A 14,320-nucleotide genomic window follows, 5' to 3' on the forward strand; every position below is an offset into this window, starting at 1 on the left:
CAAGCCGCAGCGGCCCGGGGCGGCCTTCCACCGGCCGCCGTGCGGCAAGGCTAGGAGCACGCATACCCCGGACTGCTACTTACTGTCACGTGCGCTGCACGTGGAGTCCGGTTGTGGTTGGCGATCATGCGTGTGATCCGCCTAGCCGGACCGGCTCGTGATCGGCCATGATGGGCCCGTGGAGTTCTCGGCGGCCAGTACCGCAGCGACCGCCAGACGCGCGGCGACGATCTACGGCCTCACCGACCCCGACCCACAGCTGGTGAGGCTGGGCGAGAACGCCGTGTGGCGCTTCGGCGGCGAGCGGATCATCGCGCGTATCGCCCGCTCACCGCAGCGCATGGCAGGCGCCCGCCGGGAGATGGCGATCGCGGCATGGCTGGCCGGTGAGGGGATACCGGTCGTGCGGCCGGCGCCGGGGATGCCCGGGCCGCTGACGGTCGACGGTCTGCCGGTCACGCTGTGGGTGGAGGTGCCCGACCCGAGCCCGTCGACGCCCGAGCAGCTCGGTCAGGCGCTGCGGGCCCTGCACCGCCTGACCGCACCGGACCATCTGCGGCTGGAGCAGGTCGAGCCGCTGCACGGTGTCGATGCGCGCCTGCATGCCGCACCCCTGGACGATGGCGACCGCGACTTCCTGCTCGGCCTCGCCAAGCGTTTGGCTGCCGCCTACACCGAGACCGACTTCGCGCTGCCCGTCGGCGTGGTCCACGGTGACGCCCACGTCGACAACCTCGTCTACGGCTCGGATGGGACGCTGGCGTTCGTTGACCTTGAGGACTTCGCGCTGTGCCACCCCGAGTGGGACCTGGTGCTCACCGCGATCGAACGCGACTGCGGCTGGATCACCGGCGAGGCCTACGACCAGTTCGCGGCGGTGTACGGCTACGACGTGACGGCCGGGCCAGGCTATGAGGTGCTGCGCTCGATCCGGTTGCTGCGGATGACGTCATGGCTGGCGCAGATGGCCGGTGAGTCCGAGCGGGCCGCCGCCGAGGTCGCCCACCGCGTCGAGACTCTCCGCCAGGCCAGCCCCGACGTCAGCGACTGGAACGCCTTCTAGACCGCCCGGGCGCGGATCGCGCGTTTGACCTGCTGGGTCATCTCGCCGACGTCGGCGTTGCCGGTGATGGCGGACCCGGTTTTGGCCAGGTAGCGCAGGTCGTCGACGAGGCGGACCGACCGGATGCGGGGAACACCGTCGAGGGCGCGGGCGGCGGTCGCCACGCCCTCCTGCCGGTCCCCGTGGACCAGGCACAGGGTCGCCAGTTTGGTCTGGTCGAACGCGCGGGAACGGCTGGCCTCGGGGCCGTGCAGCTCGGCGGCGCGGGCCAGGCGAGCCGCGGAGTTGCGCGCCGCCGCGGCGGCGACCGAGCTGCCCGGCTCGCTGGCGCGCGCCAGGTCGAACAGGGCGTGCCCGGTGTCGCCGGTCAGCTGGGCGATGTCGTAGTAGGACATCCAGTCGGGCTCGGCCGCGAGGTCCTGGCCGGCGCACAGCTCCTCGGCCAGGCCGATGTGGCGCAGGCACTCCTGGCTGGCACCGGCGCGGCCATGAGCGCGAGCCGACACCACGTGCGTGGCCGCCAGGATGGTCGGGGTGAGGTGGTCGTGGGCGCCACGGGCGAAGGCCAGCAGGTTCAGGGCGTCGGTGACGCGGCCGCCGTAGGCGGCTTCGCGGGCCATGTCGGTGAGGATGTTGACGCGCATCGGCCAGTCACCGGCCTCGGCGGCCATCTCCAGTGCCAGCAGCCAGCAGCGGCGTGCCATGCCCGCCTGGCCGACGTCGAAGGACATCCACCCGGCGACTTCGCCCAGGTGCGCGATCGCCGACTGGAGAGCGGTGCGCACCGGCTGGGTGAAGCGGGAGCGGACCAGGACCTGGCGCGCCCACGCCAGCTGCGCCAGCACCGCCGCGCGGCTCATGCCCCCACCCCAGGCGAAATCGAACTCCTCGAAGGTCCTGGTGGCCTGCCGGATCGCCAGCACATCGTCCATGCCGATGCGGTGCGGGATGGTCGTGTCCTCGGTGCCACCGGCCAAGACGTCACCGACCTGCGCCGACAGGCCGCCGTGGGCCGCCCAGGCGGCCAACGTCACCAGACCGGTCTGCACCTGGTGGTCGTCGACGTCGTGCCGTGAGGCCGTCGGCGGCATCGGCGGCGGCAGGGGCGCGGTGGCCATAGTGGAGTAGAAGCCGAGCGCGTCGTCGCTGGCCACGCCGAACAGCTGGCGAAACGCCCGTCGGTAGGCCTCGTGTGGCCAGGTGATCAGGCCGCGCTCCAGTTTGGAGACGTAGTCGGCGGTGACTCCGGCCGGGCGGTTCTCGTCGGCCTCGATGATGGCGGCGACCGCTTCGGCGACGGCGGCCTGGGTGTTGCGCCCAGCGGGCAGCCGCGTGCGCAATCCCTTCAGGATCTCGTTGTGGGGCATTTGTCCTTCTTCATCACCGCACCGGCCTATCAGCGCAGCGTAGGCGGACCAAGACGCCAGCGAAAGGGCAGGCGTCAATCATCTGTCCAATCCTCCTATATGGACGGACGATCATGCGTGCGGTCCGCTGTGTCGCGAGGTGCTGTTCCTCCGTGTGCTCATCCGTTCCGCCGCGTGCCCCTTGTGCGTTTGGCTGGTGACGGCCCCGGTGGTCGCCGCCACCCCTTCTGAGTAGCCACCGGGGCCAGTCCCTGCGGGTCCACCCATCCCGACGCCCACCAGGAGGCACGCCGTGACACCGCGACACCAGCACCAACACCGGCGCGGCCGACCGCTACAGCGGTGACGCTCCAGGCCTTGCTGGAAAACCCTCGGACATGGCTGGCCCTTCTCGCTCTTCTCGGGGTGCGCGTGGGCCTGGCTCTGCTGGCCGCGCGGTTCTGGCCACTGCTGGCCTGCAAGGCCTGCCGGGGATCCGGCAAGCACTTCGCGCCGCGCCTGCTCGGCGGGTTTCGCCGATGCCGACGCTGCAAGGGCTCCGGGAGCCGCATCCGGCCCGGCCGGCGCCTGCTGAACATGTTCGTCTCCTCCTCGGACTGAGACCCCGTCCACCACCATCCGCACCCTTCCCCAGAGGCGGTCTTCGTGCTCACCCCATCCGTGCTCATCTGGTCCCTCGGCGGTGTCGCCGTGGTCAGCCTCGCCGCCCTAGTGGTGGCAGGAGTGCTCCTGTGGCGGCGCACCGCCGCCATCGAGGATCTCCAGTTCAGGCTGGCCGAATCGGAGGCGACCGTCGGGCAGATGACCGACAAGCTGACCGAAGCGGCGGCGGCCGTCGCCGAGGCGAAACGCGAGGCGGTCTTCGCCCGGAGCTACAACGCCCGGATTCTCGAGGACTGCGTTCACCTCGCCGCCCGGGTGGCCGCAGAGATCGCAGTACGGCGCGGCATCCCCGGCGCGGCGCCCCTGGAACTGCGCCACCCCGACTTCGGAGGCAGCGCGTTCGGCAACGCCTTCGATCAAGTCATCGAGGCCGTCGGCAAAGCCGTCGAGACCGCCGCCGCCGACAGCGCCGGAGCGATGCGGGCACTGCTCGAAAACGCCCTGGACGGCGCCGTGGCCGCTCTCGTGCGCGCCCAGCACGACATCTCCCACCAGCAGAGCACCATCGGCAACACCTCCCCGACAGCACTGGCCGCCTGGACCGAAGTCGACGGCCTGGTCACCCTGGCGCGCCGGGCCGTCGACCGCTTGCGCGTCCTCGGCGGCGCCGCGCCGGGCGCCCAGACGGCCGACGCTCCGCTGGCCGATGTCCTGGAGGCCGCTCGCGGCCGCGTCGAGCGCCACCGTGTCAAGCACCGCCACTCCGAGGCCAGCGAGGACATCTGGCTCAGCGGTCGCCTGGTCGAACCGGTGGTCATGGCCGTAGCCGAACTCCTTGACAACGGCGTCAAGCACTCCGCTGGGCACCCGGTCAGCGTCGAGGTCACCGAGGTCGGCGTTGGGCAGGCCATCACCATCACCGACCGCGGTTTCGGCATCAACAGCCACCAGCGCGAATACGCCAACGCCCTGTTCGACTCCGGCGAGATCGACCTGCTCGCGCTGCCCAACGCCGTTCAGCTCGGGTGGCCGCTGGTGGCCTCGCTGGCTCGCCGGTACGGGTTCAGCGTCCAGGTGGGCGGGCCCTCCCTCTACGGCGGCGCCACGGTCGTGGTCGTCATCCCCCGCGTACTGACCACGACGCGGCCCAACGCGATGGAGCACGCACCGGCCTACGGGCGCCTCGCGCGACCGCCCAAGCAGCGCACGCCCAGCCGCGACGACACCGGCACGCACACCGCTGTCGGGCAGGAGCGCACCCCGCTGGGGCTTCCCGTGCGGCGCCCGGCCGCACCACCGGCGACCGCGTCAGGCCCGAGCGTCGGCAACGCCGACCCCGCCCAGCTCGACGCGGCCGACATGAGCGATGGGCTGGCCAAGCTCGGCGACATCTTCCCCACTGACGAAGGAGACCAGCAACAATGACGACAGCTTCCCCCGTGCAGCTCGTCACGATCCTCGACGAGCTCACCGCCACGCCCGGCTGCGATAACGCGCTGATCTTCACCGACGACGGGCTGCTGACCGCCGCTTCCTCCGGCCTGGAGCGCGCCGACGCCGAGAGGCTCGCCGCGGCGCTGTCGTCGGAGCAGTCGCTGGCGCCGGCCGTCGCCAAGCTGTGCATCGGCACCGAGGAGCTTGCCTGGCGGCGCACGATCATCGACTTCGGGCCGCACACCGTGCTGCTGATGACCGCCGGCGCCAACACCTCCATCGGGGTGAGCATCCAGGGCTCCATGACCGGCGACGCGTTCGCGCTGGTGGCCTCGGTAGCCCTCAAGCAGGTCAAGAGACTCGCCGAGCAGCTGGGCACCGCCGGGCGGCCCACGTGAGGCCGATCCGGCGCACCCGTGTCGGCCTGGTGCGCTCCCACACCACCACCGGCGGCGCCACCGCCACCAGCCGTTCGAGCCTGGACGCCTCCACGCTCCTCTACCCCGACTTGAAGGCCCCACTGGCCGAACTGGACCCGACATCCGCGCGGGTGATGAACCTGCTGCGCACCATCGGGGCGATGTCGATCTCCGAGGCTGCCGCGCACCTCAAGATTCCATTCCCGTTCGTGGTGATCTGCGCCGACAGGCTCATCGACAGCGGCCACGTTTTCGCCAAGGCACCCACCTCCGCCGAACAGGCCACCGCGCCCGGCGTCGACGTCCTGGAAAGGCTGCTGCATGGGCTCCAACAACTCTGACATCCGGTCCCTGACCCGCGACGACATCAGCGTCAAGGTCGTGGTCCTGGGCGCGTTCGGTGTCGGCAAGACGACCCTGGTGTCCACCGTCTCGGAGATCACGCCGCTGACCACCGAGGGCCTGATGACCGAGCATGCCGTCGGCGTCGACGAGCTGCCCGGCCCGAGCGAGAAGACCACCACCACGGTCGCTCTCGACTTTGGCCGCCGGACCTTCAGCGACATCGTCTTGTACCTGTTCGGCGCGCCTGGCCAGGAGCGATTCGCGTTCGTCGTCGACCAGCTCATGCACGGGGCGCTCGGCGCGGTCGTGCTGGCCGACACCCGCCAGGTCGAGGCCGCCTTCCCCGCCATCGACCGCTGCGAGGCCGCCGGAATCCCCTTCGTCGTGGCCGTCAACCGCTTCGACAGCGCGCCCCTCTTTCCCGCAGACGACCTGCGGGCGGCCTTCGCACTGCGCCCGGACACGCCCCTGCTGCTGTGCGACGCCCGGCACCTGGCCTCCGCGGTCGACGTCCTGGTCGCCCTGGTCAAACACCTCATGGCCCGCCGGCCACTGACCGAGATGGAGCCCGCCTCATGAGCCCCGCCCCACCGCACCCGCCCACGACCCCGATGCTGATTCCACGGAATCACTCGGGCGGGAATCTGCCGCAACTGTTCGGCCCGGCCTTCGAGGCCGACCCCGGCCCCACCTACGACGCGCTGCGCGCCGCCGGGCCCGTGGCATGGGCCGAACTGAGCCCGGCCGTGTGCGGCATGCTCGTCACCGGATACGACGCCGCCGTGGAGCTGCTCAACGCCCCCACCGGCGGGACCTGGACCCGCGACACCCGCCTGTGGAAAGACCTCCAGGAAGGCCGCGTCCCGCCCGACAGTCCCGTCTCAGGCATCTACGGGTGGCAGCCCGGCGTGCTGTTCGCCGAAGGGCCGACGCACCAGCGGTTGCGCGCCGCGATCAGCCAGTCCATGGCCCGCATGCCGCACCACCGGCTGCGCGACATCACCCGATCGGTGTCCCTGCGCTTGATCGAGACCATGTCGCTGCACGGTCGCGCCGACCTCGTCAGCCAGTACGCGATGCTGATCCCGCTGACGGTGTTCACCGAGCTCCTGGCCTGCCCACCCGAGACCAGCCGCACCATGATCGACGCGTGCGCGGCCCTCGTCGACGCCGGGCCCGAAGCCGCGCGAGGCGCCGCGCTCTTCGCCAGCACCCTCGTCGACATCGTCGCCACCCGGCAGGAAACCCCCGGCGACGACCTGCCCACCTGGCTCCTCCAGCACCCCGCGCGACTAACCCCCGAGGAGGTCGTCAGCTGCCTCTACGCCGTCTTCGGCGGCGGAAACGTCCCCACCGCCGCCTGGATCGCCCAGGCACTGCGGCACCTGCTCAGCGATCCCGATTTCGCCAGCGACGTCGCCAGCGGCACCGTCCCCGTCCGCGCCGCCCTGCACTACACACTGTGGACCGCCAGCCCCGTCGGGAACTTCACCTTCTACATCCCCACCCGAGACACGCGCCTGCACGGCGTCGCCGTCACCGCCGGGACTCTCGTCGTGGTGTCCCACCACGCCGTCAACACCGACCCGCGCCACCCCGACGATCTGCCCTACGACTCCCGGGCGCACCTGGCCTTCTCCGCCGGGGAGCACCGCTGCCCGGCGCCGGCCGAGGCCACCGTCATCTGCGAGACCGCGGTCACCACGATCCTCGACGCGCTGTGGGACCTGCGCATCACCGATACCCGCCCGGCCCCCAACAAACCGGGCCTGTTCCACCAGTGCCCACAGCACCTCAACGTCACCTTCACCCCCACCCCGAAGGAGCCCCAGCCATGACCCCACCGCCCGTACCCGTTCCCCTCGATTCGACCGGCGGCATCCTCGACCAGATCGACACCCTGCGCGGCGAACCGCCCCAGAAGGTCACCGTGTTCAGCGGAGTCACCGCCTGGGTCATCACCAAAGGCGCCGACCTCAAGGCCCTGGCCACCGACCGGCGCGTCAGCCGCGACCCCAAGCACTGGCCCGGCCTGCCGGCCAACGCCGCCCAGTCGGCGCTGGCACCGTGGGTATCACCATCGATGCTCAACGCTGACGGCGCCGACCACAAGCGCCTGCGAAAGATCATCGGCTCGGTGTTCGGCCCCCGCCGCATCGAGGAGATGCGCCCGGCCATCACCCGCATCGTCGACGCCCTCCTCGACAAGCTCGCCGCCTCCGGTCCCGATGAGGTTTTCGACCTGCGCAGCGAGTTCTCCTTCCAGATCCCCATCGCCGTCATCTGCGACCTCGTCGGCGTCCCCGACGACCAGCGCGCCGAGATGGCCGCCATCATCGAAGCCGTCGTCGACACCTCCCTGGACCCCGTCGCCGCTGGCGCCAACAGCCAGCGGATGTGGGCCGCTTTCCAGGCCCTCATCGACTACAAGCGCGACCGCCGCGGCGACGACATGATCACCGGACTGCTGGCCTACCACGACGAGCACGGTGACCAGCTCAGCGCCGACGAGCTCGCCGCGACGCTGCTGCTGCTCGTCGGTGCCGGCAGTGAGACCGCTGTGTCGCTCATCAACCACCTCATCGTCGCGCTCATGGCCAACCCCGAACAGCTCCAGGCCGTCCTCGCCGACCCCACCCGCTGGGGCGCCCTGGTCGAAGAAACCCTGCGCAAGGACCCGCCCGTGGGCTTGCTGCCCCTGCGCTACGCCGTCGAGGACATTCAGGTCGGCGGAGTCGTCATCCCCAAGGGAGATCCGATCATCTTCGCGTTCGCCGGGCACGGCCGCGATCCCGGCGTCCACGCCGACCCCGACACCTGGAACCCCGACCGCGACACCATGGACCACACGGCCTTCGGGCACGGCATCCACTTCTGCATCGGCGCGCCACTGGCGCGCCTGGAGGCCCAGATCGCCGCCAGCGCGTTCTTCGAACGCTTTCCCGGCGCCTCGCTGGCCTGCCCGCCCGAGGATCTGACGAAGCGGGCCTCGTTCATCACCAACGAGTTCGAGATCCTCCCCGTCCTCCTTGGACACTCACCCACTCCCCGCTGAAACTCTCCGCCAGCCAACCGGCCGAGGCCCATCCCCCGCGTCTCGGCCGGCCCGTCCGCACTCCGGATCACGATGAAACCACCAACGCCGTGATGGCAGTCTCCGTCAGGGCAGTGCCCGAAGCCCCTAGCTGGCGACGTCGGTCGCGGCTCGTGACCCGGTCACCACGATCGGGATCAGCAGCGTCAGCAGGCTGTGGTGGTAGTCGGGCTTGTCGGTCTCGATGTCCTGTAGGACCTCGATGGTCACCCACGACTGGCGCAGCATGAAGCGGGTGTAGCTGTAGGTCGTGTACGTCGGGTCGGCGGTCTCGTCGGTGCAGGTGGGCACCCCGGCGACTGTCCACACCGCCGCGCCCTCACGGCAGTGCAGCGGCCCCTCAGCATCAGCGTCACGGATCTCATTGACCGCCAGCTTGCCCCAGGTGATCCGGATCGCGACACGCTCCAGATAGGACTGCGGGCTCCCGCCGGGGTCGGACGACCGGGGGAAGGCGATCTCGCACATCTCGCCCTCCAGATGCCAGTAGGAGGGGCGCATGTACAGGTCGAGCCACAGGCCCGCCTCGTCGCTGGCCTGCTGGCACACATCGGTGTAGACGCGTTCACCCGCAGGCGGTGCAGCCGTGAACTCCGGCCAGGCGATCGCGGTGACGGGCGGGTCTGCCGCGCGCGCGACGGTCACGGCCGTCCCGCCGGCCGCCGCGCCGATCACGGCGGCCGCGACGCCCAGGGCGACCAGGCGCTGTCGCCGGGGCCTTCGCCACCCGGCGATCACCAGCACCAACCCGGCCACCAGCGCCAGCCCGCACGCCGCCCAGATGTCCCACCGCGTCCACACCGACACGACCACCGGATCGGTCGGCATCGCTCCCGGTGACCAGGCGGGCAGCGGCGCGCGGGTGATCGGCGCCGGCGCCGCCCCTGACAGGTCGACGCCCTCGGCCAGCGCCGCGAGCGGGTCGATGACGCCGTGCCCGTATTTCTTGTCGTGGCCAGCCGGACCCCGGTCGGTCGACGTCGACGTCAGCCGGTGGATCAACTGCTCACGCGACTCAGCCGGGAAGCGCGCGGCCAGCAGCGCCATGACCCCGGCGGTGATCGCCGAGGCCCCCGAGGTCCCCGACCCCTTCGTGTACAGCGCCCCGCCGAAGCCGGGCAGGTCACCGGGGATGGCGAAGCCGACATCCTCGGCCGGGGCGGCCACGGCCACCTCCTTGCCGGTCACCGACGAGGCCGGTGAGAACTTCCCGCCGGGTTTGGTGCCGCTGACGGCGACCACACCCGGTGTGGCCGCCGGCCACTCGACCTCATCGGGCCACTGCGCGGTCTCCGAGTTACCCGCCGCGGCGATCACCGGGATCCCCACCCGCTCGGCGGCGCGCAGCCCCGACCCCTCCGGCCGCTTCGGGGGGTTGGAGTTGCCGTAGGCCAGCAGGATCACGTCGACGCGCTGCTCCACCAGCCACGCGATACCCGCGCCGAGGTCGTCGTCGAAGTACCCGGTGTGGAAGGGGTCGTAATTCCACTCGGCCGCATAGACCAGCAGCCGCGCATCCGGCGCCACCCCCAGCACCCCGCCCTGCTTTCCCTGCCCGACCAGCAGCGACGCCATCCCTGTCCCGTGCCCGAAGTCGTCGGTGAACCCGTCCTTGCCTGGTGACCACCGGTCCTTGCCGACGATGTCGGCACCGGCGAGGTCCGGGTGCGTCACGTCGATGCCGGTGTCGACGATCCCGATCGTGGCGCCCTCCCCGCGCGTGATCGCGTGCAGCGCCGCCAGGTCGAGTTCATCGGCCCACCACTGCCCCGGCGCCGACGCCGAGGCCGGCGAGGCCGCCCCCGCCAGTAAAGCCCCCGAGGCGACCACCGCCGCCAGTAGCGAGGTCACCGGTCGTCGCACCCATCCCGTGATCACCATGCGCAGCAGGCTACCCACCGCACGCGCACCGTCGCCGTCTCACCATCGGCGGCCCGCGCACCGCGCGTCCCTTCGGCCGATGGTGACCATGGCGGGCGGTGTCCAAGGTGGACGACGTGGGGAAACACCCTGCACTACGACGTACTCGCCGAGGTCGCCGACGACCTGGCAGCCTTCAAGACCGACCACGCCGACGACATCGCCGACCTGGCCAAGGAGTGGGAGCAGTTGCGCGCCGACCACGCCGCCGCCGGCCTGTAAACCCCGGGTTCGACGACGCCGTGTTCACCGGCGACACCCGGTTCGGCGAAGCCGTGTTCACCGGCGCCACCGGGTTCAGCGAAGCCGTCTTCACCGGCGACGCTGGGTTCAGCGAAGCCGTCTTCACCGGCGACACCGAGGTCGATGGTCTGGTGTTCGCGCTCGGTGTGAACCTGGAGGTTGAGGACTCGTCTGGCGAAAGCGGTGCGGAGGCCGGGCCGGCGGTCGTGAAGGCGGATGCTGCTGCCGGTGTCGCGTAGCGCCGGCTCTGCGATGCTCCGAGCCAGCTGACCGGGGTCGCCTCGGCTGCCAACGGCCGCTGCCGGTCGCCGGCGGGTTCGTCAGGTGGGGCGCGCCGCCGTGGTTGCCTGGGTACTGGCAACGCTTGGACACTGGGCAACCCCTGGCAACAGCCGGGGTGGGGTGGTGATGCTGGACGGATGAGTGTCGTGCGGATCGTCTCGTTCGGGTTCGGCCACGGCGCGCCACCGGCAGCCGATCTCGTCGCCGACTTGCGCGCGCACTTCCGCGATCCCTGGCATGCGGTGGCTCTGCGGGCCTTGACCGGCGCCGACGAGCCGGTCCAGGCCGCCGTCCTGGCCACACCCGGAGTCGCTGCCCTGGTGACCACACTGGCCGGCGCGGTGGTCGCGATGAGAACCGGTCCGTCGGCGGCGGCGGTGACTGTCGCCCTGGGGTGCGGAGGCGGTCGCCATCGCGCACCAGTAGTGGCCGACGCGATCGCCGCTGCGCTCCACCAACGCGGCATCGAGACCGCCGTCGGCCACCGCGACATCCGGCGTCCCCTGCTGCCGCCGGGCTCCACCCGGACTCTCCGTGGCTGAGGAGACCGGACCGCCCGCCGGCTCTTCATGCTCACCGGGCATCGGAGGCCGACGAGGACTGGGGTTCGGCTGGTGCCGGCTCGGGTCCGGCAGGTGCCGCGCCTCGGTCAGGATGTGGGTGAGGAGTGGGTACTGCGGTGTCGGGCGACTCGGCAGGCGGTTGAGCAGAACCGCCGTCGCCGCCCGGTGGCTGGTTGCCGGATCGATAGACCGCAGTCGGGTTCCTCACACCTGGTTTCGTTACAAGGGAGCGTTGTGGGCGCCTCGGTGGGGCAGGTTTCGTTACCGGTGAACAGAGGTGCCTGTTCGGTGTGCAGGGGCCGGTTGGACCACAGCACCTCGCAGCGGGTTTCCCAGGTCCCGCCCTGGCTGGTGCCCGAGGCGAGGGTGTGGCGGTGCCAGGAGGCGTACAGGTCGCTGTCGTAGAGGTCGCTGGCGTACCCGGAGACCACGACCGTTGCGCTGCAGGCGCGCAGGGCCTTCGCCAGGGCGCGATGCTGATCGGGGTCGGTCATCTCGTGCCGGTAGTTGCGCATCCGCGTCTCGCCCGGGTACGGCGGGTCGACGTACAGCAGGGTTGAGCGGTGTCGCCCGTAGGCGTCGATCAGGTCGAGGGCGGGCCGCGATTCCAGGGACACCAGCGCAAGGCGTGCGGCGACGGGGTGGATCCGCTCGACGTACCCGACGAGGTAGCCGGGCATCGAGGTGCTGGAGCTGCGGGCGTCGACGTAGTGGCGCCACCCGGTTTTGCGTAAAGTCCCCGAACGCCCCTGGGACAGGCGCACCCACACCCGCCGTGCCCGTTCCAGGTCAGGTAGGTCTGACAGGTCACCGTAGGCGGCGGAGTACTCGGCGCGTGAGTGCGGCGTCAGCGCGCACCGCCTGGCCAGTTCGACCGGGTCGTCGCGCAGGACACGCCAGAACACCCCGTGCTTCGTCGGCTGTTGTGTTGCCTGGCCGCCGGATGTCCGGGCAGGATTCCGGTCATGACCACGCTCCCGGAGCAATCAGAGCTCTATCCCGACGTACTGGCACTTGGCAGTCTCGCGGCCGCGCTGCAGAAAGTCGCCGTTGAGAACGGCTTGGAACTCGGAGACGTGGAAGCGTCCCAGTCCATGCCGCTGCACTGGGCCAATGTCGACAGCACGACGCCGAGGCGCGATTCGCTCGCGATTCGGGCCGCCAGCGAGCGTCGAGAGTGGTCAGTGGGTGGATGGGGGCTGGGGATCGAGTTGATCAGCGGTGGATGGACCGAAGACCTCGCCGCGGTCGCCGCAGTCGCAGATGCCTGGCGAGCCGGGACCCCGGTTGTCGAGATTCGACGTACCTGGCCGTTCATCAAGTTGAACCATCGTGGCGAGGTGGCCGAACAGGGGCCGGCAGCGGTGGTCACGGCCCAGTGGGAGTGGATGCGGCGGCAGGCCGAAGAGTCTGGTTGGCCCGAGCACCGTGCGCTGATCGAAGCCGCCTACGCCGAACCGAAACTACGGCAGCTGTACGCCTACACCAGCATGTGGCAGCTGCGGTTCTCAACCAACGTCGGCTGGCCGTTCTCGCCGAGCCCGACGGCGATGTTGGCACCGTACGAGGACGGCGCCTACGAGGTGACCTGGCCGACCGTCCCGGACGCGGCGGAAGCCGCCACCCCTGAAGAAGCCGTCGCCCTCGCCGTCCAACAGCTCCCACCAAATCTGAGTCCCGCGGTGGAAGGCGACTCTCCGGCCCCAGAAGACAATGCCGGGTGATCTTGAGCGGTGCTCGATGCGCACGCCGCCGGCGATGTGCTCCACGATGTCGCCGACGGCGCAAGCGCGTTATTTGAAGCTGCATCGAGGGCTTCCGAAACCGCCACGGCCGCGTTATTTGGAGTCGTCCCCGGCCCCTACTTCAAAGTGTGGGGATTATTTGAAGTAGGCGCGCTCGACTGTCATCGGTTCTCATCGACCGCTGTCGTGTCTCGTTTGACCTGAGGCAGACCGGTAGCTTTGACCTGCGGCGCCTTGGATGACCTGAGACTGCACGGCGTCCGTTGCCTCACTCGTCCTGAGTCAACCCGTCCAGGTTCACCGGTCCTCAATGTAGCTGTCCCATTCGGCATAGTGGACGACCGCCTGGAAGACCTGCGTCCGGTTGGGAAGCCTGCCGCCCCTGTGACCCGACCAGGCGACGACGACTTCCCGTGCCGCTTCCACTTCGAGGAAGTGGTCCAGATCCTCCTCGCCGTCGCTGGTATCGGGCTCCAGGACAACGGCTCGCGACTCGGCCCGCCAAGGGCGTTCGGCGTGGATGACAGCGTCGTCGCCAAGGGAATCAAGCGTGGCGACGGTCTCCTCGAGGTTCATGTCGTCCCCTTTCAGTCAACAACCGCACGGCTACTGACCTTCTGCCTCGGCGGCACGCTGGTACCAGGTCTCGGCCTCACCATGGTCACCGCGCCGCTTGAGCAGGTTCCCAAGGTTGTTCATCGCGCTGGTGTGGCCTTCGTCGGCGGCACGCCGGTACCAGGTCTCGGCCTCCTCATGGTCGCCGCGCCGGTAGAAGGTCTCGAGGTGACCACGGTCCTGGAACAGGACCCCGAGGTTATTCATCGCGTCGGTGTGGCCTGTTCCCGCGGCGAGCCGATACCAGGTCTCGGCCTCACCATGGTCACCGCGTCGCTGGAACAGGACCCCGAGGTTGAACATCGCGTCGGGGTGGCCTTCTCCTGCGGCGCGCCGGTACCAGGTCTTGGCCTGACCGAGGTCACCACGCTCCTGGAACAGGACCCCGAGGTTGAACATCGCGTTGGTGTGGCCCTCGTCGGCGGCACGCCGGAACCAGGCCTCCGCCTCACCGAGGTCACCACGCTCCTGGAACAGGACCCCGAGGTAGAGCAACGCGTTGGTGTGGCCCTCGTCGGCGGCACGCCGGAACCAGGCCTTGGCCTGACCGAGGTCACCACGCTCGTGGAGCAGGACTCCGAGATTGAACATCGCATTGGTGTCACCCTCGTCGGCGGCGCGCCGGTA

At 70.3% G+C, this 14,320-nt stretch carries 16 protein-coding genes; 11 read left to right on the plus strand and 5 right to left on the minus strand.

What is annotated here, in order from left to right; genetic code table 11:
- Nucleotides 1-178 precede the first annotated feature (178 nt).
- Nucleotides 179-1,063 (plus strand): aminoglycoside phosphotransferase family protein, encoded by an 885-nt coding sequence (locus AB0I28_RS32115; protein ID WP_357499459.1) that lies wholly within the window; start codon nucleotides 179-181, stop codon nucleotides 1,061-1,063.
- Here the strand turns inward: AB0I28_RS32115 and AB0I28_RS32120 are convergent.
- A complete protein-coding gene (locus AB0I28_RS32120; RefSeq protein WP_357499460.1) occupies nucleotides 1,060-2,430 on the minus strand; it encodes a hypothetical protein in 1,371 nt (456 codons plus the stop codon). The two genes, AB0I28_RS32115 and AB0I28_RS32120, sit on opposite strands and share 4 nt — an antisense overlap.
- Nucleotides 2,431-2,787: 357 nt before the next feature.
- Here AB0I28_RS32120 and AB0I28_RS32125 point away from each other — a divergent pair, with 357 nt between their 5' ends.
- From AB0I28_RS32125 to AB0I28_RS32155, 7 genes are read left to right on the plus strand one after another with little or no spacing between them, the layout of a single operon-like run.
- On the plus strand, nucleotides 2,788-3,030 hold the full coding sequence (locus tag AB0I28_RS32125; RefSeq protein ID WP_357499461.1) for a hypothetical protein: 243 nt from the start codon (nucleotides 2,788-2,790) through the stop codon (nucleotides 3,028-3,030).
- Nucleotides 3,031-3,075: 45 nt separating this feature from the next.
- The gene (locus tag AB0I28_RS32130) at nucleotides 3,076-4,458 is read left to right on the plus strand and encodes an ATP-binding protein (RefSeq protein ID WP_357499462.1); all 1,383 of its coding nucleotides are present in this window, start codon (nucleotides 3,076-3,078) and stop codon (nucleotides 4,456-4,458) included.
- Nucleotides 4,455-4,865, plus strand: a complete 411-nt coding sequence (locus tag AB0I28_RS32135; RefSeq protein WP_357499463.1) for a roadblock/LC7 domain-containing protein — start codon at nucleotides 4,455-4,457, stop codon at nucleotides 4,863-4,865. The genes AB0I28_RS32130 and AB0I28_RS32135 overlap by 4 nt, the downstream gene beginning before the upstream one ends.
- A complete protein-coding gene (locus AB0I28_RS32140) occupies nucleotides 4,862-5,227 on the plus strand; it encodes a DUF742 domain-containing protein (RefSeq protein WP_357499464.1) in 366 nt (121 codons plus the stop codon). Before AB0I28_RS32135 ends, AB0I28_RS32140 begins: the two co-directional genes overlap by 4 nt.
- The gene (locus AB0I28_RS32145; RefSeq protein ID WP_357499465.1) at nucleotides 5,208-5,810 is read left to right on the plus strand and encodes an ATP/GTP-binding protein; all 603 of its coding nucleotides are present in this window, start codon (nucleotides 5,208-5,210) and stop codon (nucleotides 5,808-5,810) included. The genes AB0I28_RS32140 and AB0I28_RS32145 overlap by 20 nt, the downstream gene beginning before the upstream one ends.
- Complete coding sequence (locus AB0I28_RS32150) at nucleotides 5,807-7,069, plus strand: hypothetical protein (RefSeq protein WP_357499466.1); 1,263 nt, start codon at nucleotides 5,807-5,809, stop codon at nucleotides 7,067-7,069. The genes AB0I28_RS32145 and AB0I28_RS32150 overlap by 4 nt, the downstream gene beginning before the upstream one ends.
- The gene (locus AB0I28_RS32155; RefSeq protein WP_357499467.1) at nucleotides 7,066-8,286 is read left to right on the plus strand and encodes a cytochrome P450; all 1,221 of its coding nucleotides are present in this window, start codon (nucleotides 7,066-7,068) and stop codon (nucleotides 8,284-8,286) included. The genes AB0I28_RS32150 and AB0I28_RS32155 overlap by 4 nt, the downstream gene beginning before the upstream one ends.
- A gap of 126 nt (nucleotides 8,287-8,412) precedes the next feature.
- On the opposite strand, the gene AB0I28_RS32160 is transcribed toward AB0I28_RS32155, so the two are convergent.
- Entirely contained in the window at nucleotides 8,413-10,206 is a 1,794-nt protein-coding gene (locus AB0I28_RS32160; RefSeq protein WP_357499468.1) for a S8 family serine peptidase, read from the minus strand.
- 281 nt (nucleotides 10,207-10,487) lie between these two features.
- Between AB0I28_RS32160 and AB0I28_RS32165 the strand changes: the two genes are divergently transcribed.
- Nucleotides 10,488-10,727 (plus strand): pentapeptide repeat-containing protein, encoded by a 240-nt coding sequence (locus AB0I28_RS32165; protein ID WP_357499469.1) that lies wholly within the window; start codon nucleotides 10,488-10,490, stop codon nucleotides 10,725-10,727.
- A 132-nt stretch (nucleotides 10,728-10,859) separates the two neighbouring features.
- Entirely contained in the window at nucleotides 10,860-11,312 is a 453-nt protein-coding gene (locus tag AB0I28_RS32170; RefSeq protein WP_357499665.1) for an RNase adapter RapZ, read from the plus strand.
- A gap of 107 nt (nucleotides 11,313-11,419) precedes the next feature.
- Here the strand turns inward: AB0I28_RS32170 and AB0I28_RS32175 are convergent, their stop codons facing one another.
- Nucleotides 11,420-12,238, minus strand: coding sequence for a DNA adenine methylase (locus AB0I28_RS32175; RefSeq protein WP_357499470.1), 819 nt, complete (start codon nucleotides 12,236-12,238; stop codon nucleotides 11,420-11,422).
- 60 nt (nucleotides 12,239-12,298) lie between these two features.
- On the opposite strand from AB0I28_RS32175, the gene AB0I28_RS32180 reads away from it, so the two are divergent.
- Nucleotides 12,299-13,057 (plus strand): DUF6193 family natural product biosynthesis protein, encoded by a 759-nt coding sequence (locus AB0I28_RS32180; RefSeq protein WP_357499471.1) that lies wholly within the window; start codon nucleotides 12,299-12,301, stop codon nucleotides 13,055-13,057.
- 318 nt (nucleotides 13,058-13,375) lie between these two features.
- On the opposite strand, the gene AB0I28_RS32185 is transcribed toward AB0I28_RS32180, so the two are convergent.
- Both AB0I28_RS32185 and AB0I28_RS32190 read right to left on the minus strand, forming a co-directional pair.
- Nucleotides 13,376-13,654, minus strand: a complete 279-nt coding sequence (locus AB0I28_RS32185; protein ID WP_357499472.1) for a hypothetical protein — start codon at nucleotides 13,652-13,654, stop codon at nucleotides 13,376-13,378.
- A gap of 30 nt (nucleotides 13,655-13,684) precedes the next feature.
- The coding region (locus AB0I28_RS32190) for a tetratricopeptide repeat protein (protein WP_357499473.1) at nucleotides 13,685-14,320 on the minus strand (636 nt) is incomplete at its 5' end.

Source organism: Phytomonospora sp. NPDC050363, assembly GCF_040655735.1.
Lineage (GTDB): Bacteria > Actinomycetota > Actinomycetes > Mycobacteriales > Micromonosporaceae > Phytomonospora.